Origin of the sequence: Hydrogenophaga bisanensis (assembly GCF_042665135.1) — a bacterium.
In the GTDB taxonomy this organism is placed as follows: Bacteria; Pseudomonadota; Gammaproteobacteria; order Burkholderiales; family Burkholderiaceae_C; genus Hydrogenophaga; species Hydrogenophaga bisanensis.
Genome location: NZ_JBHTBX010000006.1, coordinates 72140 through 90460 on the forward strand (window position 1 = coordinate 72140; position 18321 = coordinate 90460).

Consider the following 18321-nt stretch of genomic DNA (forward strand, 5'->3'; position numbering starts at 1 on the left):
ACGCCCCTCAGATGCATTTCACTTCGGTGGCGGGCGACAAAAGCTTAAAAATCTGCTCGACGTTGATCTTGACCGCGCTGTTCTTGTAGCCCGCGTCGCGGAACACCACACGCAGCGGCTGATGCTTGGCCAGTTCCTTCACAAAGGCTTCGTCGATGCTGCCACTGGCGTCAAAGCAAGCGGCAAGCGCATTGCCATCGACAAAGAACACATCCTTGCCTTGAATGGACTGTTTGGCGATGGGTAGAGCCAGATCGACGCCCCAATCCAGCATCACCTGGAACAGCAGGTCTTCAGGCGAACGGTCTGGCTTGATGTTGTCGACGAACAGGTCGAACTTGGCTTTGTCGAGCGCATCGGGCGCATAGTAAACGTCGGCCATGTTGGATGTGTCGATCTTCAGAACGCGGAAGCCGATGTCCTTATTCCAATCTTGGTGGCATTTCCCCTCTAGAAGCCTCTTACCTACCCTACGGATACGCTCCTTACTGATTTCAGCAATTGTCTTGTAGCCAGCCTTGAATGCCTCGGTCGATTCATCGCATGTTTCCGGGAGTTGCACCAGAATGAACTTGCGATTACCTCCATCCTGTGCGTTAAGGGTCATGACACCGTGCGCGGTGGTCGCAGAACCAGCAAAAAAATCGAGCACTATGCAATCAGGATCAGACCTGCAAGCGGATAAAGTCAGTTTTGCCAAAAGCTTTGATGGCTTTGGAAAGCTCATAAGACTTTGAGCGCCGAATATCGCATGCAGCTCATCAAAGCCGTCCTCGTTAGTTCCCCATCCATCGCAGAATAAATCGTCTGAATAAACAAACTCGAATCCAGTCGACTGATCGCCTTTCATTGGAAGAAGATCCTTAAGCATCTTCTCGCGGGGCTCAGTCACGACTCTGCGAAAGTAAAGATCCTGAGTGACGTAGAGACTTTTATCCTCAGCGTATTTATTGAGCAATTCTTGCGAGTAGATCCAATTGCTTTCAACTTGCACATCCTCCGCGAGCGCGCCATCGCTAATGACAAGATCAGACAGAAGGATCATTTCCATGTTTCCAGAACTGATCCTGCTTCCTGCTGCAACGCGATGATTTTTTTCCCGATACTTGCTAGGGATGCCTTTTTTTATAACTCTTACGCCACGAGAGTTCGTGGTCTTAATTACAGGATAGGTTTCTTCCCCTCTAGCTATTTCCCCGACAAGGCCTTTAAAAGAAGCTAAGTTTTTCGCGTATGCAACTACGTACTCCTTAACATTCGTTGATGAGCCAGAAAGAAAGGCTCCCTTCTTCTTTTTCTCCCACACCAACTGGGCAACGAAATTATTTTCCCCGAATATCTCATCCAGTACTTTCCTGATGTTGTGCGATTCGCAGTCATCAATACTGGCAAAAATGACGCCATCCTCCCTGAGAAGAGTTCTCGCAAGGCGCAGTCGAGAGTAGATCATCGACAACCAATCAGAATGAAACCGGCCGTTAGATGCAGGATTGGCGACTAGCTTGTTTCCTTCTGAATCCTTTTGATTTGAGCGACGCAGAAAGTCCTCCGCAGATTCAGAAAAATCATCTTCGTAAATGAAGTCATTTCCCGTGTTGTACGGCGGGTCGATGTAGATCATCTTGACCTTGCCGAGGTAGTTCTCCTGCAGCAGCTTTAATGCATCAAGGTTGTCACCTTCAATGAAGATGTTTTTGGTTGAATCGAATTCCACGCTTTCTTCCCGGCAAGGCCGTAGCGTTTTGGCAATCGGCGCGTTGGCCGCGAGCAAGGCTTCGCGCTTGCCCGGCCAATTCAGGTGGTAGCGTTCCTGCGGCCCTTCCACAATCGACTCCGCAAGCTCCTGCCGCAATTGGTCGAAATCCACGGCCAACTTCACGCTGCCGTCCTCGCCCTTGGCTTCGGTGACGCAGCCTGGAAACAGATCACGAATGCGGGCGATGTTGTCCTGCGTGAGATTGGGTGAATGCATTTTTAGCTTTTCCATGTTCTTTTCCTCTGGTCGCCGTGCTTTTCATAAAAAAGGCTTGGCGGCTCACAATTCAAGTTCGTATTTGTAGGGTCAGTCGCCTTGTTGCCAGTCCTGGCAAAAGTGCGTGCGCAGACTTTCTATGGCGGATGGCAAGGTGCCCTGGCAAGTCACACCCAAGTAGGTGGCTGCGCGGGTGGTGCCGACGTACAGGTATTTGTCGAACAGCGTCGGGTGTAGCGTGGCGAGCTGGTCAATGCCGACAAAGAACACCGCCTCGAACTCCAGGCCTTTGATGTGCTGGATGTCGAACACACGCACGTTGCTTTCCTGACCCACAGCCTGGCCCTCGCGGCAGGCGATGACCTGGATGTTGTGCTCGGCCAGAGCGGCGTTCAGTGCGTCGGCCACCGGAGCGACGTCGTCCTCGGTGTTCACAAAAATGGCGGTGGATGGCAACTGGCCGACAAAGCGCTCAATCTCGCGAATGCGATCCGCCAGCCAACCGACAATGGTTTCTGCGTTGGTCGCGTGCTCCAGCAAGGCTGGCGCAACGCCCACGCTGTCCATATGCGCAGGCAAGCTGGCGTTTTGCTCGGTGCCACCGACGGCGCGGATCATGGCGCGGGCCAGGTCGTTCAGCTGCTTGCTTTGCCGGTAGGAGACAGTGATCTCCTTGATGTCGAAATCGGCGAAGACCCACTTCAAGTCGTCGGCAGAGCGTGCGCCCCAGGTGGTCAGGCGCTGATTGAAGTCGCCACAGGCGAAGAATGAGCGCAGTCGCGGATGCGCCAACGCCGCCATGCTGGCAAGCTGGATGGGCGAGAAGTCCGTCGCTTCATCTACCAGGATCTGGTTGCGGTAATGCCCCAGGATAGGCTGGAGCGATGACCACGCTGGACTATCGATGTCGCGCTGAACATTGGGCCGACTGATCAGATCGCCTGCGGCGCGCAAGATCGCGAGCAAGACGATGTCCAACTCCAGCGGGTGGATGTCGCGCGCCTCAAAACCTTCGTGGCGATACCAGGTGTTGGCCGGTTGGCGCTCGCGCCTGAATGCACGGTAGCGCTTCGGAATGCCGTCGAGGTAGCGCTTGACCGGATTGACGAACCGGCGCGCACTGGCCTGCACCAGAAGGCTTGCTCCCACCTCGGCGCGATCCGCTTCTGTCAGTCCACGATCCCCCAACCACTCGATGATCTTGCCGTTGCGGGTGGCTTTACTGACTGCGCGCTTGGATGCTGCCGCCCGGGCTTGAGCGCGCACAGCTTGCATATAGGCATTGAGCGCGGCGGCACGGCCTGTGCGGGGTGCGGTGGCGTCTTCCTCCTCATCAGCGTCGGGGTCGTCCTGGTCGTCCGCATCAGTCGCTTGCGCTTGTTGCAGGCTGTCTATTACGCGAGCTAGCTCATCCAGAAAGGCTCGGTTGCGGTTGAGCTGCAGGTTGAGCGCGGCCTTGATCTTGCCATCGGAGCCTTCCTTCAGGCTGCTGACGAGTGCCTGTACTTTGGCAATCTCCATCGCCAGCGAGCCAAACATCGCCGCCAGTGCGCCATCGGCCGCCCGCGACAAGATGTCTTGCAGACGTGCGCCGAGGCTCAGGACTTCGGGAGTTTTGGCTTCGTGGAGCTGAGTCGCGGCATCATGCAGCTCCTGCAGATAGGCCTTGCGCTGCCATGTGTCGAAATCGTCAAACCACTGGATGGGACGCTCAAGTGCTGTCTCGCTCAGGCTGGCCAATCCGTCTTTCAGGACAAAGGTACCGCCGCCAGAAGCCGTTCTGAGGACGCCGAATGCGTTTCGCGCCAGCTCGCGTCGATAGTCCTGCCACGTTCTGATGCGCAGATCCGAGGCGGGAACACCTTCACGCGCAAATGCCTCCTTGAGGTATTGCTTGAGCAATTCCGTGGGCGTGAACATCAGCCAGCTGTTGGCGTGTGCAATGCCCTGGGCTGAGGCGACTGTTTCAACCAGACGTTGTTCGCCTTCTTCCAGGAAGGCCGTATCGAGCTTTTGGCCGAGGCGTCGGATCAGGGTTGTCGTCTTGCCTGTACCGGGCGGGCCCAGGATCAACAGGCGCTTGTCGAGAGGGAGACGGAAAATTTCGTCCTGGTATTGATCGAGGATGGGCTGATCCCGCAGTCCCATCTTGGTGATGACGCTACGGCGAACGCCGTCGATGATGTTGGCCTTGACGGTTTCCTCGGCCAGCAATTGGCCAAGAATGTCTTCGGTGACTTCCTCCCCCGCAACCTCGGTCAGCAGCGCGCGCAGCGACTCGATGGTGAACGGCCCAAAATGCTCGGCTTCAACGACGGTGTCGCGAGAGTCCCACCCATCGGCGAGCGCATTGGGCCGAAGCTGGGCCCGCTCAAGAACCTCAACGACAGTTCCATTGGGAAGCGTGAACTCTGCGCCAATTGCCAACGAGGCCAAGCGCCCAACTGGCGCGCGGTAGCTGGCTAAATTAGGAAAGCCCGATACCGGAGTCGTGCGGCAGATGTAGTAGGTTTTTTCTTCTCCCTCTTCATCGACCACCACGACGCGGGCGATGGCAGGCTCTGCCACCAGCACCTGATAGCTTTCGCGGTTCGCCTGACTGATCTGATCCAGCCTTTGAATGGCTGAACTGGACGTCATTGTGTTGATGCTTGCCAGCGCATCCGAGCCCAGTGTCCGCCCATCGTGCAGCTTGCTCTTGGCCGTTTCGGCGATGCTTTCGAGTTGCGCCAACGCTTCGCCAGCGACCTGCTCGATGTGTTTCCTCGATTCGTCATTCAGGCTCTGCGTCATGCACTCTCCCTCCCGGTCAATTCTTCAAGTTCGTTTTTAAGCTGCCGCAAGTGCGCGTTGATTTCTACCTTGCGGTTGAATTGCTTTTCTTTGGCAAGTCGGCTGGCGGCTTTCTCGACCTCACGCTGCTTGGCTGCAACCTGTTCAACGCGGGAGACCAAGTCAGCGAGGCTTTCTTGTGGGCGCGCGGGCGTGGGGATCAGGCGGTGAAGCGCCTGCTCATACAAGCCGCCCAAGTCGAGTGCCAAGGGCATGGCGGCGCGCTCGCAGTCACTCGGCAACCAGGTCGTCGCAAAGTAGTCGCTCAAGACCCAACGGCTGGCGTCTGACTCGTTCGGGCGCTTGTACGCGGCAATCACCTGCGTTCGGCCATCAAAGCTCAGCTCGAAGATGATGGGAAACTGCACCGCGCCATCGATGCAGCGCAAAACGTCCAGATTCAGCTCCGATGTCTTGAGCTGGATTGAGAAAATCTGAAGCTCTGGCACTCCCGGCTTGGCGGGCAGGTTGATCGTTTCCGGTGCCAACTTGTATTGCCAGACGATCTGCTCCACCTGCTCGACGAACAAGTCCTTCAGCTTCGTATTGGCACCGCTGTGTTCGTAGATCTTGTTCTTTGGCAGGGTGCGGCCAAAAGCGGCTTGCTTCGGGTAGTTGATGAACGCGGCATTCGACTCGAATCGGGCGGGCAGACTCATCCGGCCTCCTGAATCACGAGGAAGGTGATCAGTTCGAAGTCGTCCAACCCGGCGATGGTATTGACCAGTGCGGTGGTCTTGCCGCCGCTGAACAGGCTGTCCAGATCCTTCTCTTCCTTCACCTCAATCATTGAGCGGATGGTCTTGCCAAGCAGGTCGGAGTACACCTGCATCTTGCGGCCATCGGCCGTTTCCTTGTTGAACAGGCGACAGGCATCCGGAATAGGCTGGGCTTGCCCCTTGCAGCAACTGCGCACCAGATCCAGCAAACGCTTGACCTCGGTGTGGTCGTGAATGACTTCACCCTCGCGGTTGATGTAGACGAGGTAGTAAGGGTGCAGCCGGTTGTGCTGGCTGACATTGACGCTCGGATTGCGGTTGCGAAGCGTGAAGATCACGCCCGGGCGCAGGCCCAACTCCGGCTTGGCAGGCACTACGGCATGCATGCCGCTTGGCACGTTGCTCAATTCGCCATTGGCTTTCACATAGTTGAGCAAGTCCATGCGGAAGTCATTGAGTCCGAGGTCAGTGATCGACACGCCAGTCTTCAGGTCTTCCAGCTCGATCACTTCTTCTTGCAGACGACGCAGTTGTTCCTTGCGATAAGACACGTCGTTGGCTTGGGCGCTCAGCACGTTGTCGTCACCGGTGGCCGTGACGTCAGCAATCATCATCCGACTCTCAACCCGCTCCTTGAGGTTGATGTACTCGTCGAGCGAGATGTCTGGCCAGTAGTTGACCAGCTGGATACTGCTGTTGGGCGAGCCGATGCGATCCACACGGCCAAAGCGCTGGATGATGCGCACGGGGTTCCAGTGGATGTCGTAGTTGATGAGGTAGTCGCAGTCCTGCAGGTTCTGGCCTTCAGAGATGCAATCAGTGCCGATCAGCAAGTCAATCTCTGCCGGTTCGTTCGGCAGCACGATGGCTTTCTCCTTCGAACGCGGTGAGAAGAGGGTGAGCAGTTCCTGGAAGTCGTAGCTCTTCTTGAGCGTGCCGTCTCTCAAGGTCGATTGCGGCGCACCTTTGCCGGTGACTTTCGCGCTGTGCAGGGCCTGTGTGGCCTGCAACTCCGGAGCCAAATTGGCATACAGATAGTCAGCGGTGTCGGCGAAGGCGGTGAAGATCAGCACCTTCTTGTTGCCGGGATTCAGCGGTGCTGCGATCTTCTCGAGAACGAGTGCCTTCAGGTGCTGCAGCTTGGCGTCATCGGCAGGCGTGATCTTGTTCATCGACGCCAGCAAGGCATCAATGATTTCCAGATCGACCTTCAGCTCGTGCTCCCAAGAGGGCAAGTCCATGTCGGCGAGGCTGATCTTGACCTTGCCGCCGATCTCGCTGTCCCCAATGGTGGGCAGGTCGTCGTCGTCCGCGTCGAGGTTTTCCAACTGGTCGGTCAGGTCATCAATGCTGGCGACGTTGCCGGTCTGATTGAACGTGCTGATCTTGGCCAGCGTATTCGTGTGGTTCGCACGCAGGGACTGGAGCGTCAAGCGGAAGGACTCAATCGAGCTTTCGAGGCGCTTGAGCAGGTTGGTGGTCATCAACGCCTGCAGGCTCTTTTCGCGGTCGGCTTGCTTGAGCTTGCCTTTTCCACCTGACACCTGCGTGTCGTACATCTCCTCGTACTTCTTGAGCCGACTTGGCAGGATGTAGCTGATCGGGGCATACACGGCGAGCTTGAGCAGGGACAGTTGCTCGAAGATCTCGTTGAAGCTCATCACATCCGTTCGCTGCGTGAGCGGACTGTGGAACGACAAGGGTTTGCGGCGCTCGGGGAATTGGCCGATATCCTTGGTGTCGTAGAAGGTCTGGATGTGCTTGCGCGAGCGCGCGATGGTGACGCTGTCGAGCAATTCGAAGAAGTCGAAGTCCAACGAGTCCAGGATGGCCCGCGCTGTGCGCTCTTCCGGTGGAAGCTTTGCCCATGCATTGAAGCTGGCCTGAGCACCACGGAAAATGTCCTCTACCGTCTTGCCGGTGCGCAGCTTCTTGCTGAGGTTTTCGGAGTCGCCCTCGTAGGCCAGTGCCAGTTGGTTGCGCAGGTCATTGAAGCGGTTGTTCACTGGGGTGGCTGAAAGCATCAGTACCTTGGTTTTCACGCCCTCCTTGATGACCTTGTTCATCAGCTTCTGGTAGCGGGTTTCCTTGTCCTTGTAGGCGTCGTTATTGCGGAAGTTGTGCGACTCGTCGATGACGACGAGGTCGTAATTGCCCCAGTTGATGCGGTTCAGCGGTGTGCCAAACGACTCGCCGCTGGTGCGGCTGAGGTCGGTATGACAAAGCACGTCGTAGTTGAACCGGTCGCGGGCAAAGATGTTGGTCTTGAGGTTGCGGTTGTAGTTCAGCCAGTTGTCCGCCAGCTTCTTGGGGCATAACACCAGGACTGACTTGTTACGCAGCTCGTAGTACTTGACGACCGCCAGGGCCGTGAAGGTCTTGCCCAAGCCAACGCTGTCGGCCAGGATGCAGCCGCTGTAGGTTTCCAGCTTATTGATGATCCCAGTGGCCGCATCTTTCTGGTAGTTGAAGAGCTTGTTCCAGATGAGCGTGTCTTGGTAACCCGTGCGGTCGTTCGGCAGGACATCCTCGTTGATGTCGTCCAGAAACTCATTGAAGATGTTGTAGAGCATCAGGAAGTAGATGCTCTCGGGCGAGTTTTCCTGGTAGACGGACGCAATGTGGTCGCAGATCTGCGCCGTCACATCTTCCAGCTTCTCGGGGTCTTGCCAGATCTGGTTAAACAGACTGAGGTAGGTCGCTGTAAAGGTCGGCTCGTCCATCTTGTTGACGAGGTTGGAGACAGCGTTGCCCTGCTGGTAGCCGAGATCGACGGCGGTAAAACCGTGCAATGGCATGTAGGCAGTCTCTGCTGCGGCAGCCTGAACACAGGCGAACTGCTGCATCGGTGCCTTGCTGCGATTGGACTTGAACGTTGCCTTGCGCCGCATCCAGTCCGCGCACTCTTTTGCAATCGCGCGCTGGGTCAGTTTGTTGCGAAGCTGAATCTCGAACTCACTCCCGTACAGACTCCGTTCGCGGTCAGCCTTCGGGATGTGGAATTCTTTGCGTTCCTTGCGAATCTTGTCGGTGACCTCGTTGGCGGTGAACGTCGGCGAGGTAAAGATGAATTGGAGCTCGTCGATTTTTTCCAGCTCTGCTTTGAGCGCTTCAAACGCGTACATTGAAAAGCAGGAGGCCGCGATCTTCAGGCGAGCACCGGGTTTGAGCGTCTGCTTGAGGTCGTCGCCGAGCAGGCGGTTGATGTTGTCGATCAGTTCCATCAAGAGTCCGCCTTCGTAGTGGCGCTATAGCCCGGTGCCAGTACGGCATTCTTCACGCCGTAAATCGCGAGGTGATCTTTGAGCCATAACCGGTACTCGGGTCCGCGCAGGCAATGATCGGGCGAACAGTCGACACTCCATTTGCGCAGGATGTATCCAGCCGTGGCAGCGCGCAGCTTCATCCGCAGCACGCCGTCGCGCATGCCGTAATCCATTTCGGTGATCTCCGGCCGGGGCTGATCCGGGTGGGGCACCAACTCCAGTTCGACGATCCGCGTCCACTGAATGTCTTGATCGCTCATCTCATGAGCTGCAACTGGCTGCCCCTTGAGCACGACGGGGTTCTTGATCCGTGTAATGACGAAATCCCGGAACTCCTGAGACTTCCGGTCGAAGGCACGGACATGCCAGCGCAGGCCGTTGTCGATCAGCGCAAAGGGGACGACTTCCCGCTCTGTACAGCCGCTAGATATTGAGTAGTACTCAACGCCAAGCGGACACCCCTGATGGATCGCCCGGGTCACGCTTGCCAGCACATCCAGATCCGGGTGTGTAAGCCGTGAGGGGCTCTCGCTGGCCACCCACGCCTTGAGCCGCATCGGCTCGCCGTCGCCAAAGCCCTGCGTCAGCCAAGACAGCACTCGCTCCGGAGGAAAGTCGAAGATGGGGCGAAAGCCCGGCCCCAGGACGTAGGCCTTGCCTTTGGGGTCATAGTCGATGTTGCCTGGAGACAACTCCTTATAGAGCGCCAAATCCCGGGTTGCCGCTGCGGACTGGATGCCAAACCGCGCAACCAAGTCCTGCCGACGGATCTCCCCCACGAAGCGCACACGCAGCTCAATGAAGGCGAGCCGGTCGCGCTGAGGCTGGGTCAGTTCTGCAAGTTGGTCTTTGGGCATTCCTGAGTGCTCTATCGGGTTAACGAATACTTGTGCGGGTTGTTGCGGGGAGTATATAAGCTGCTCTAGAATGTGGCAATGCAATGTTTTTGATTCTTGTATACGTTGCATTGTGATTACCACATGACGGGCAATGCCCGCACTTTGGAGCACGGGAGTGAAAGCAGACAAAGCCATCGCGACCTACCGGCGCATGCGGGCGCAGCCGCTGTGGCGTCTGCTTGCCTCGACTACCGGGCCTACCGTCATTGGCCTGCTTCAATCTCATCTGTATGAGAGCGAGCGAAGCCTCCCTGCCTCCATTTTTCACGAACGCATCGCAAGGGATCTGGAAGAACTGCGCGCCCAAGGCGAAGACTTTCCCCAAACGGCACAGGCGTATGTCGCCAGCTGGCTCGCCGATGGGTTCTTGGAGCGACGCTTCCCGGCTGGGGCTTCAGAAGAGGAATATGAACTCTCCACGGCGGCCGTCGAAGCCATTCGGTTTGTCTCTGGCCTGGCGCAACCGCACTCAGCCGCGACCGAAAGCCGCCTGACGCTCGTCATCGAGGCCTTGGCACGACTTGCCGAGGACACAGACACCGACAAGTTCCGCCGCATCGACCGGCTCATGGCCGAGCAAGCCCGCATCGACAAGGAGATTGACGCCATCCAGAAGGGGCAGATGCGCGTGCTGCCGCATACAACGGCGCTCGAGCGCACGCGGGAGATCATCACGCTGGCCGACGATCTGGCCGGTGATTTCCGCCGTGTCCGCGATCAGTTCGACCAGCTCAATCGCGATCTTCGTGAACGCATCATGGACAACGATGGCAATCGTGGAGATGTGCTGGATTCGCTGTTCGCCGGAATCGACCTGATTTCAGAGAGTGACGCCGGAAGGACTTTCTCCGCTTTCTGGCGACTGCTCACGGACCCAGAACAGGCGGCCACGCTTGATCAGGCGCTCGATAGCGTCATGTCGCGGGAGTTCGTGGGGCAGCTCGAGGCTAAGGAGCGACGATTTCTTCTGCGGCTGACGCGCACCCTTCTTGAGCAGGGCGGCATGGTTCACGAGGTGCTCCAGACCTTCGCGCGCAGCCTGAAGCACTTCGTCCAGAGTCGTGAATACCTCGAGCAACGCCGACTCAATCACCTGTTGAAAGACGCCCAGCGCGCAGCACTGGCCCTGAAGGATGAAGTCAGGGCCACAGAAACCCTCCAGTACACGCTGGAACTCACGAGCAGTCGGTTGCGCTCCTTGTCTCAATGGGTTCTGCACGACCCATCCCTGCAAGCATTGCCTGGGCAGATGGCTGAAGGGGATGCGCCGCCCATCGATCTAGAGTCTGTGAGCGAACTGGTCGCTCAGTCCGAGATCGACTTCCGAACACTGAAGGCCAACGTGCTGGCAGTCCTGGAGCAACGGTCCCAGGCATCGATTGCCGACGTACTGGAGCAGTTCCCTGCTGCACAGGGGTTGGGCAGCGTCGTCGGCCTGCTTGCGTTGGGCAGTCGGCATGGGTTCAAGGCCGACCACAGTGAAACCGTAGGCTGGGTTGGAGGCGACGACGAGCGTCGCAGCGCCCGAATTCCAAAGATCTTCTTTTTGAGGGAGCGGGCCAATGAACTGGTCTGAAAATGGGTCCATCAGCGACGAATCGGCAGTGCCAGCCGAAGCACAGGCTCCAGATGCCGCTCAGGCACCCGCCAACACCCTGTTCCTGGGCGACAGCGGCGAGTTGCCATTGGATACCCGGCGCGCCCTGGTGCAGCTGCTGGCAGGGCCATCGCTCGACGGACGTCGGCATCCAAAACTCTGGCCGATCTTGGTACGAGACGAAGCGGTGATCCGTCGGCGTCTTGCCGAGCTGTTTCTCGAACTGGTTATCGACCGAGACGTACAAGTGGCTTTCACGCGCCAGGCAGATACCGGCGACCTTGAGGTACCTCTCCTGTTGCGTCGCGCCCAACTGACGTTCATTGACTCCATTCTGTTGCTCCACCTTCGCCAGCGATTGACCCAGGCAGACTCGCAGGGCGACCGTGCCGTGGTGTCGACAGACGAGATCACGGAGTTTCTTTCCCTCTATGAGCGAGCCGCCAATACCGACCGTGCAGGGTTCGTGAAACGGGTTCATGCCTCCATCGAGAAGATCAAGAAGCACAGCATTCTTCAGAAAATTCGCTCGAGTGAGGATCGCTTCGAGATTTCGCCGACGCTGAAGCTCCTCTTCTCGGCAGAGGAAATACAAGCGCTGACGCACCTGTATCAGCGAATGGCTGCCGGAGAAACGCCAGCGCAGCTGGTTCAGACTGATGCTGATGAGGAGGCCGACCAATGAACCCGGAACCCCAAACCGCCTCCTTGTTTGCCCGCGAGCAGTTTCGGATGACCCGCCTGCAGGTTTACAACTGGGGTACTTTCTCCGGCCTGCACGACGTGCCGATCAGCGAACGAGGTTTTCTGTTTGTGGGTCGATCCGGTGCGGGGAAGTCGACGCTGCTCGATGCATTTTCGGCGTTGCTGACGCCACCTCGCTGGATCGATTTCAACGCGGCTGCGCGCGAGGCGGACCGCAGTGGCCGTGACCGGAACCTCGTCACCTACATACGGGGTGCGTGGGCTGAACAGAAGGATGGGGAGTCGGGAGAGATCGCAACCCGCTACCTGCGCGCGGGGACGACCTGGTCTGCTTTGGCGCTGACCTACCAGAATGCGTTGGGTCAGTCTGTGGTGCTGGTTCAGGTGTTCTGGCTGCGGGGCAATGCGAACGGCAGCGCCGACGTCAAACGCCACTACCTCGTCATGGAGCGGGCCTTTGACCTGCGCGAACTGGAGGACTTCGGCCAATCCAACTTCGACATACGAAAGCTCAAGCAGTCCTTCCCGGAGGCATTCGCACGCGACGAATTTCGTCCCTATTGCGAACGGTTCTGTCGCCTGCTTGGCATCGAGAGCGAAATGGCGCTGCGTTTGCTGCACAAAACCCAGTCGGCCAAGAATCTTGGCGACCTCAATACCTTCCTGCGCGACTTCATGCTCGACAAGCCCGAGACCTTCGAGGTGGCGGATCGCTTGGTCAGCGAATTCGGTGAACTCAATGCGGCCCACCAGGCGGTCGTCACGGCTCGCGAACAGGTTCAAACGCTCGCGCCAGCGCGGGAGCAGCATCAGCGCAGGGACTCGTTGATGCTGCAGCGCAATGGGCTGGATGAGCTTCGGCTGGGGGTTGATGGCTACCGTGAGACTCGCCGTATTGAGCTCCTCAAGGAGCACGTGGCATCCCTGGAGGTGCAAGCCAACGGCTCGGAAGGCGAAGTGGGGCGACGTCAAAGCACTCTGGAAAACCACGCTGCAATCCTGCGCGATCTGGAGCGGCAGCACCGTGAAGCAGGCGGTGATCAGATCGAGCAATGGGAAGCCGAGAAATCGGGGCTGGAGAGCCAGCGCACGGATCGCCTGCGCAAACGCGGTCAGGCCGAAGATGCGTGCAAGAAGCTGGGCTGGAGTCTCCCAGATTCGCCTCAAGCCTTCGCGGAACTGTTGGGCAACGCGCGGCAGGAAGTCGAAAATTGGGAACAGCGCAGCAACGATAGCCGGGCCGAGCAGTTCCGCCTGGACCGAGAAAAGAAAGATGCCGAGACCGCGTTTTCGCAAGCACTGAAAGAAGTGCAGGCGCTTCAGCGCCAACCATCGAACATTCCGGCGGACATGCTGGAAATGCGTCGAGACATCGCCGCCGCCATCGGCATCTCGGAGTCGGCACTTCCCTTTGTTGGCGAACTCGTCGAGGTGAAGCCTGACGAGGCCGAATGGCAGGGGGCCATTGAGCGCGTACTGCATGGATTCGCGCTCTCACTCCTGGTAGACGAGCGCCAGTATTCAGCGCTAGCCAACCACATCAACACCACCCACCTCGGCCAGCGCCTGGTTTATTACCGGACTGGCCGCCCGGAGACCTGGCAGGCCAAGCCCATTGGTGGCAACTCGCTCGCCCTCAAGCTGAACGTCAAGGAGGGGGCGTATGCCGATTGGCTCCAGGCCGAGCTACGGCAACGCTTCGATTACGGGTGCGTCGATTCCATTCAGTCGTTCAGGAGTGCTGATCGCGCCATCACCCGCGAGGGTCAGGTCAAGCACAGCAAAACCCGGCACGAGAAAGACGACCGAAGAAGTGTCGGCGACCGGCGAAACTGGGTGCTCGGATTCGATAACCGCGAGAAGCTCGGGCTCTTTCAAGCTCAGGCTCAGGAGCTGGCTGACACCATTTCGCGCCTCGGCGGGGAGATCGACAAGCTCTCCGACCAGGACAAGAATCGTGCGGCCCGAGCGATGCAGTGCCAGACGCTGGTGAATCTCCAGTGGCAGGAAATAGATGTGCTCCCATTGCTGGATCGCATCTCCACCATTGAACGGCAGATCCGCGAAGCGCGGGAGGGAAATACCACCCTGCTGCAAATCAGCGAGCAGATCGGTGAACAAAAGAAGCTCGTCGAGGATGCTGACAAGGAGCTTCGCCAGGCAACACGCGCGCACGACTCGATTCTTGACCAGATCAAGACCAGCACCCAGAAACTGGAATCCCTCTTGCAGGACGCGTCTATCGTTCCATTGACGCCCCATCAGGTGTCGGGTCTCGACGAGCGCTTCGCCAAACAGTCAGATGCAGTCCGGCTCGACAACCTCGACAAGGTGACAACGTCTGTAGAACGGGCACTCAATGCGGAGATCGAAGAGGTCAACCGTGGGATTGGCGCATGCGAGAAGGAAGTAGAAGCGCGCTTTGCCGACTTCAAACGGCAATGGCCGATGGACGCGGGCGACATGGACACGAGCCTTGCCAGCGCGCCAGACTTCTTCGCCAAACTGGTTCGGCTGGAGACGGATGGACTGCCCGCCTATGAGCAGCGATTCTTTGAATTGCTACAGAACCAAAGTCACCAGAATCTGGCGGCGCTTTCCACCTATCTGAACGATGCGCGTAAGGCGATCCTGGAACGGATGGATCTGGTCAACGACAGTCTTGGCCAGGTGCCCTTCAACCAAAGCGCCAATCAACGCACCTATCTCCACATCGACGCCAGTGACCGGCAGCTTGTCGACGTCAAGGAGTTCAAGCAGGAGATCCAGCAGGCGCTGAGCCATGCATGGACGGAGGATCGCGAGTTTGCGGAGGCGCGGTTTCTGGCCTTGCGACGACTTGTTGATCGACTCGCCAGTCAGGACCCCGAGCAAAAGCGCTGGCGCGAGACTGTGCTCGACGTTCGACAGCATGTTGAGTTCATCGGGCGGGAGATCGATGAAAGCGGTGTCGAGGTCGAGATCTACCGCAGCGGAGCAGGCAAGTCTGGCGGCCAACGGCAGAAACTGGCCACCACATGCTTGGCCGCAGCCCTGCGATATCAACTCGGTGGGAACGACCACGGCGTGCCGATGTATGCGCCCGTCGTGCTGGATGAAGCCTTCGATAAGGCGGATAACGAGTTCACCGCTTTGGCGATGAACATCTTTACCAATTTCGGATTCCAGATGGTGGTCGCTACGCCGCTGAAGTCCGTCATGACCCTTGAGCCATTCATCGGTGGCGCCTGCTTCGTGGACATCAGCGATCGGCGCGTGTCAGGCGTCCTGCTGATTGAGTACGACGGTGATCGTCAGCGACTGAAACTGCCAGAGCACGCACGAGAGGAGGCTAGCGTTGAAGCTTCCTGAAGATGTTCGGCAGTTTCTTGCCCGTCGCTTTCAAAGCAAGCACCGCGAGTGGTTGATTGGTGATGCGGGCGAGGATCAATGGCCGCTGGAAGTTCCGCTCGGCATACCGACGGAACAGGCTGCGCTAAGGCAGGTCGACGGCGTTCGTGCTTGGGTGAGCGCATGGCAAGGTTGGCAAGGAGTCGGCTCCTTGTCCTGGTGTGAGCGCAGGTGGAAAGCGCTTGGCGTTCAGCGACTACCGGAGAAGCTAGCGTTGGGCGGCCCAGAGGATGTTGCCATGTGGATTGGTGAGTCCGCGCGATGGGAGCGTGCTCAATCTCGCTACCGGACACTCACCGCTCGCTGGCCGGTACTGGCGCAGCCGTTGCCAAGGTACTTTGATGTCCTGGCGGACTACGGCGATGCCGATTTTCGTCGGCTTGCAGAGATGCTGGATTGGATCGCGAACCATCCACAATCCGACCTCTACCCCCGCCAGCTGCCGGTGTCCGGGCTGGATAGCAAATGGCTTGATGGGCGCAAAGGGCTGCTGACGGATCTGGTGGCCGCAATACAAGAGGACTCCTCCAGCGACCAGGACTTCTACCAGCGCTGCGGACTGAAGGCACCTCCACTCCTTGTGCGGATGCGGGTGCTGGATCAGGCATTGCGAGCCAGGGTCGGCGGCGTGGGTGACATCACTGCACCCGTGGAAGATCTGGCAGGTCTCAATTTGCCGGTCTCACATGTGTTTATTGTCGAGAACCTTCAAACGGGACTGGCAATGTCCGACATGCCGGGCGCTGTCGTGTTCATGCGCCTTGGCTATAACGTCGACGTGTTGGCCCGTTTCTCTTGGCTTGCCCGCGCAAAGTGCATTTACTGGGGTGATTTGGACACCCATGGATTTGCCATCCTGCATCGAGCCCGTTCATACGTTCCAGCGTTGCAGTCCGTGCTCATGGACGAAGACACCTTGCTACAACACAAGACGCTGTGGGTGGATGAATCGGCGCAGCATCCGGCAACGGAACTGACACTCCTGACAGAGCAAGAGCAGCAACTCTATCGGGATCTCAAGCAGCAGCGCTGGGGACAAAACGTTCGCTTGGAGCAGGAGCGGATCGGCTGGGCTGCCGCATGGAGCGTGTTGCAGCGGGCATTGGCCTAAAGCCACTGGCCCGCAGTGGTTGACTGCCGATGGCAGAGCCTGATCAGCGCAGCGCGTTCAGTACTTTTTCGGCTTCCGGCCAGGGCAGCCGTCTCTTGCCCGACTTCATTCGGTCAAGTGCCTTGAAGGCGTCGTCGACCGACAGCAGCTGGTTCTCGATCATGGCGCACAGCAGTCCGATGGTGCCCATGACGTTGACCTGCTCCTTGTTGGCAACAATCCGCAAATTGGCGTCGCCGGTCAGCAAAGTGCAAGTCTCTTGCTTCGCAAGCGCCAGTGCCAAGTAGTCGTTGTGACTGGGCTTGGGACCGTTTTTAGCGGGAAGCAGATGGTTGTGCTGGCCTGGCAACTGCTCGGCATACGCCACGAAGTCGCCGCTGACCTCCATGACCTGCAAGCCCAGGTCTTCAAGGCCAGGGCTGCCCGGTTCAATTTCTTCGTAGTACAGCAGATCAGGGATGCCGAACTGCATCGGAAGCTGAAAGAGCGTATCCATCAACGCTCCTGCCTCCATGTCGATCAAGATGTTGGCATCACTGATGAGCAACCGCATCCGATGACTCCAACTGGCGTTCTTTATGGAAGCGCATCATCGGGATGCCCAGCAGTTCCGCCGCCTTGCCCTCGGAAATGTATTGCTCGGCCAAGGCGCGGTACACCAACTGATCAAACAGTCGTGGATGCTCTTGCGGCAGCGGGTCGCCAGGCTCGTTCTTGCGCCAGCCCTTTGCCGAAAACCGCTTCACCATCGAAAGGTGTGCGGCCTCGGTGATCACGCCACACTGTTTGGCGCGCTGCAGCCATCCAGCCATCGATAGGCCGAACTCGTGCTTGAGCACATACAACTCTTGCCATTCCAGCGCATGGCGCTGTATCCCAAGCAACTGCAACACCGCGACACGCGGAGCCAGGAAGGCACCAGCAAACCGGTCGCAGGCTTTCTCTTCGTCAACGCCGTCAGCCAATCGTCCTTCGAGCAGCAAATGCCCCAGCTCATGCGCCAGCGTGAACCGCTGCCGATCACCGGGCCAGCGTTTGGAAACAGCCACGACTGGATACTCCCGGCCATCTTCGGTCCGAGCCTTGGCCGTCAAGCCAGAGAAGCCCGGGTTCTCTTCATCGACCACGATGACCAGCAAGCCAAGGCCTTCGAGGGTGTCGGTGAGGTCGGCAATTGGGTTCAGCCCCAACTGCCAAGCGTTGCGGACCGTATCCGAGAACGCGTCGATCTCTTCCAATGAGGCGACGTGTTCAGGCAGGTTCGCGGGCGGTGCAAACGCCGGGAACGGCAGTTCGGGAAAAGCACCGAGCAACTCCACGCGCTTTTCCACCAACTCGACGACCTTGATCTTCAGCGCATCCTGCGCCGTCTTGCCAAAGGTCGAGAGCTTGCGGAACTCGGGCTGCAGCAGTTCAACCGTATGCGTGCGAAAGAAGTACTCGGTCCGGATGCCGCAGGCGCGGGCGAGCTTGAGCAGCTGAGACGACGAGGGAGTCAGCAGACCCTTCTCGTACTTCTGGATGGCGGTGTGAGAAACACCCACCTGTTCACCCAACGCACCCAGGGTCAGACCCGCCGCCAATCGTGCTTGACGAATGCGATCTGCAATCATGACGCCTCCTTGGGTCGGGTTTAAAACAACCGATATCCTACCAAATTTTTAAACCAGAGAGAACCCAGCACCTCAAAGGCGGTCGCGACATCACCCGTAGCCTCATGCAGCCGGGTTTGGTTCCAATTTTGGAGATCGAACCGCAGACCGCCGTAGCCCGAACCAGGGAGGAAGTGTGCGGGGGAGCTCATTTTTCCCCCGGACTTCCGCATGGTGT

General features: G+C 58.2%; 11 protein-coding genes. 4 read left to right on the forward strand and 7 right to left on the reverse strand.

The genetic code is table 11. From position 1 onward, the window contains the following. Positions 1-7 precede the first annotated feature (7 nt). The 5 genes from ACFQNJ_RS10375 to ACFQNJ_RS10395 all read right to left on the reverse strand — a co-directional run bounded on the left by ACFQNJ_RS10375 (position 8) and on the right by ACFQNJ_RS10395 (position 9646). Positions 8-1987 (reverse strand): site-specific DNA-methyltransferase, encoded by a 1980-nt coding sequence (locus tag ACFQNJ_RS10375; protein ID WP_382256825.1) that lies wholly within the window; start codon positions 1985-1987, stop codon positions 8-10. 75 nt (positions 1988-2062) lie between these two features. Beyond that, positions 2063-4765 (reverse strand): ATP-binding domain-containing protein, encoded by a 2703-nt coding sequence (locus tag ACFQNJ_RS10380; RefSeq protein WP_382256828.1) that lies wholly within the window; start codon positions 4763-4765, stop codon positions 2063-2065. Further along, positions 4762-5463, reverse strand: coding sequence for a DUF4391 domain-containing protein (locus ACFQNJ_RS10385; protein ID WP_329675118.1), 702 nt, complete (start codon positions 5461-5463; stop codon positions 4762-4764). Before ACFQNJ_RS10385 ends, ACFQNJ_RS10380 begins: the two co-directional genes overlap by 4 nt. Continuing rightward, positions 5460-8747, reverse strand: a complete 3288-nt coding sequence (locus ACFQNJ_RS10390; protein ID WP_382256830.1) for a helicase-related protein — start codon at positions 8745-8747, stop codon at positions 5460-5462. The genes ACFQNJ_RS10385 and ACFQNJ_RS10390 overlap by 4 nt, the downstream gene beginning before the upstream one ends. Further along, a complete protein-coding gene (locus ACFQNJ_RS10395) occupies positions 8747-9646 on the reverse strand; it encodes a helix-turn-helix transcriptional regulator (RefSeq protein WP_382256832.1) in 900 nt (299 codons plus the stop codon). Before ACFQNJ_RS10395 ends, ACFQNJ_RS10390 begins: the two co-directional genes overlap by 1 nt. A gap of 133 nt (positions 9647-9779) precedes the next feature. On the opposite strand from ACFQNJ_RS10395, the gene ACFQNJ_RS10400 reads away from it, so the two are divergent. The 4 genes from ACFQNJ_RS10400 to ACFQNJ_RS10415 are packed head-to-tail and all read left to right on the forward strand — an operon-like array spanning position 9780 to position 16491. Next, complete coding sequence (locus ACFQNJ_RS10400; RefSeq protein WP_382256835.1) at positions 9780-11264, forward strand: DUF3375 domain-containing protein; 1485 nt, start codon at positions 9780-9782, stop codon at positions 11262-11264. After that, positions 11251-11970, forward strand: coding sequence for a DUF4194 domain-containing protein (locus ACFQNJ_RS10405; RefSeq protein WP_382256837.1), 720 nt, complete (start codon positions 11251-11253; stop codon positions 11968-11970). The genes ACFQNJ_RS10400 and ACFQNJ_RS10405 overlap by 14 nt, the downstream gene beginning before the upstream one ends. Next, positions 11967-15341 (forward strand): ATP-binding protein, encoded by a 3375-nt coding sequence (locus tag ACFQNJ_RS10410; RefSeq protein ID WP_382256840.1) that lies wholly within the window; start codon positions 11967-11969, stop codon positions 15339-15341. The genes ACFQNJ_RS10405 and ACFQNJ_RS10410 overlap by 4 nt, the downstream gene beginning before the upstream one ends. Continuing rightward, a complete protein-coding gene (locus tag ACFQNJ_RS10415; protein WP_382256843.1) occupies positions 15328-16491 on the forward strand; it encodes a DUF3322 domain-containing protein in 1164 nt (387 codons plus the stop codon). The genes ACFQNJ_RS10410 and ACFQNJ_RS10415 overlap by 14 nt, the downstream gene beginning before the upstream one ends. A gap of 43 nt (positions 16492-16534) precedes the next feature. Here the strand turns inward: ACFQNJ_RS10415 and ACFQNJ_RS10420 are convergent, their stop codons facing one another. Together ACFQNJ_RS10420 and ACFQNJ_RS10425 are read right to left on the reverse strand one after the other, a co-directional pair. Then, a complete protein-coding gene (locus tag ACFQNJ_RS10420) occupies positions 16535-17044 on the reverse strand; it encodes a PIN domain-containing protein (protein WP_382256846.1) in 510 nt (169 codons plus the stop codon). After that, positions 17025-18104: a helix-turn-helix domain-containing protein gene (locus ACFQNJ_RS10425; RefSeq protein ID WP_382256849.1), complete on the reverse strand. Its 1080-nt coding sequence runs from the start codon at positions 18102-18104 to the stop codon at positions 17025-17027. The genes ACFQNJ_RS10420 and ACFQNJ_RS10425 overlap by 20 nt, the downstream gene beginning before the upstream one ends. Positions 18105-18321: the final 217 nt, after the last annotated feature.

Coding starts and splice junctions, on each gene's coding strand:
- ACFQNJ_RS10375 (WP_382256825.1), bottom strand. CDS start 1,987: ATGGAAAAGCTAAAAATGCATTCACCCAATCTCACGCAGGACAACATC.
- ACFQNJ_RS10380 (WP_382256828.1), bottom strand. CDS start 4,765: ATGACGCAGAGCCTGAATGACGAATCGAGGAAACACATCGAGCAGGTC.
- ACFQNJ_RS10385 (WP_329675118.1), bottom strand. CDS start 5,463: ATGAGTCTGCCCGCCCGATTCGAGTCGAATGCCGCGTTCATCAACTAC.
- ACFQNJ_RS10390 (WP_382256830.1), bottom strand. CDS start 8,747: ATGGAACTGATCGACAACATCAACCGCCTGCTCGGCGACGACCTCAAG.
- ACFQNJ_RS10395 (WP_382256832.1), bottom strand. CDS start 9,646: ATGCCCAAAGACCAACTTGCAGAACTGACCCAGCCTCAGCGCGACCGG.
- ACFQNJ_RS10400 (WP_382256835.1), top strand. CDS start 9,780: ATGCCCGCACTTTGGAGCACGGGAGTGAAAGCAGACAAAGCCATCGCG.
- ACFQNJ_RS10405 (WP_382256837.1), top strand. CDS start 11,251: ATGAACTGGTCTGAAAATGGGTCCATCAGCGACGAATCGGCAGTGCCA.
- ACFQNJ_RS10410 (WP_382256840.1), top strand. CDS start 11,967: ATGAACCCGGAACCCCAAACCGCCTCCTTGTTTGCCCGCGAGCAGTTT.
- ACFQNJ_RS10420 (WP_382256846.1), bottom strand. CDS start 17,044: ATGCGGTTGCTCATCAGTGATGCCAACATCTTGATCGACATGGAGGCA.
- ACFQNJ_RS10425 (WP_382256849.1), bottom strand. CDS start 18,104: ATGATTGCAGATCGCATTCGTCAAGCACGATTGGCGGCGGGTCTGACC.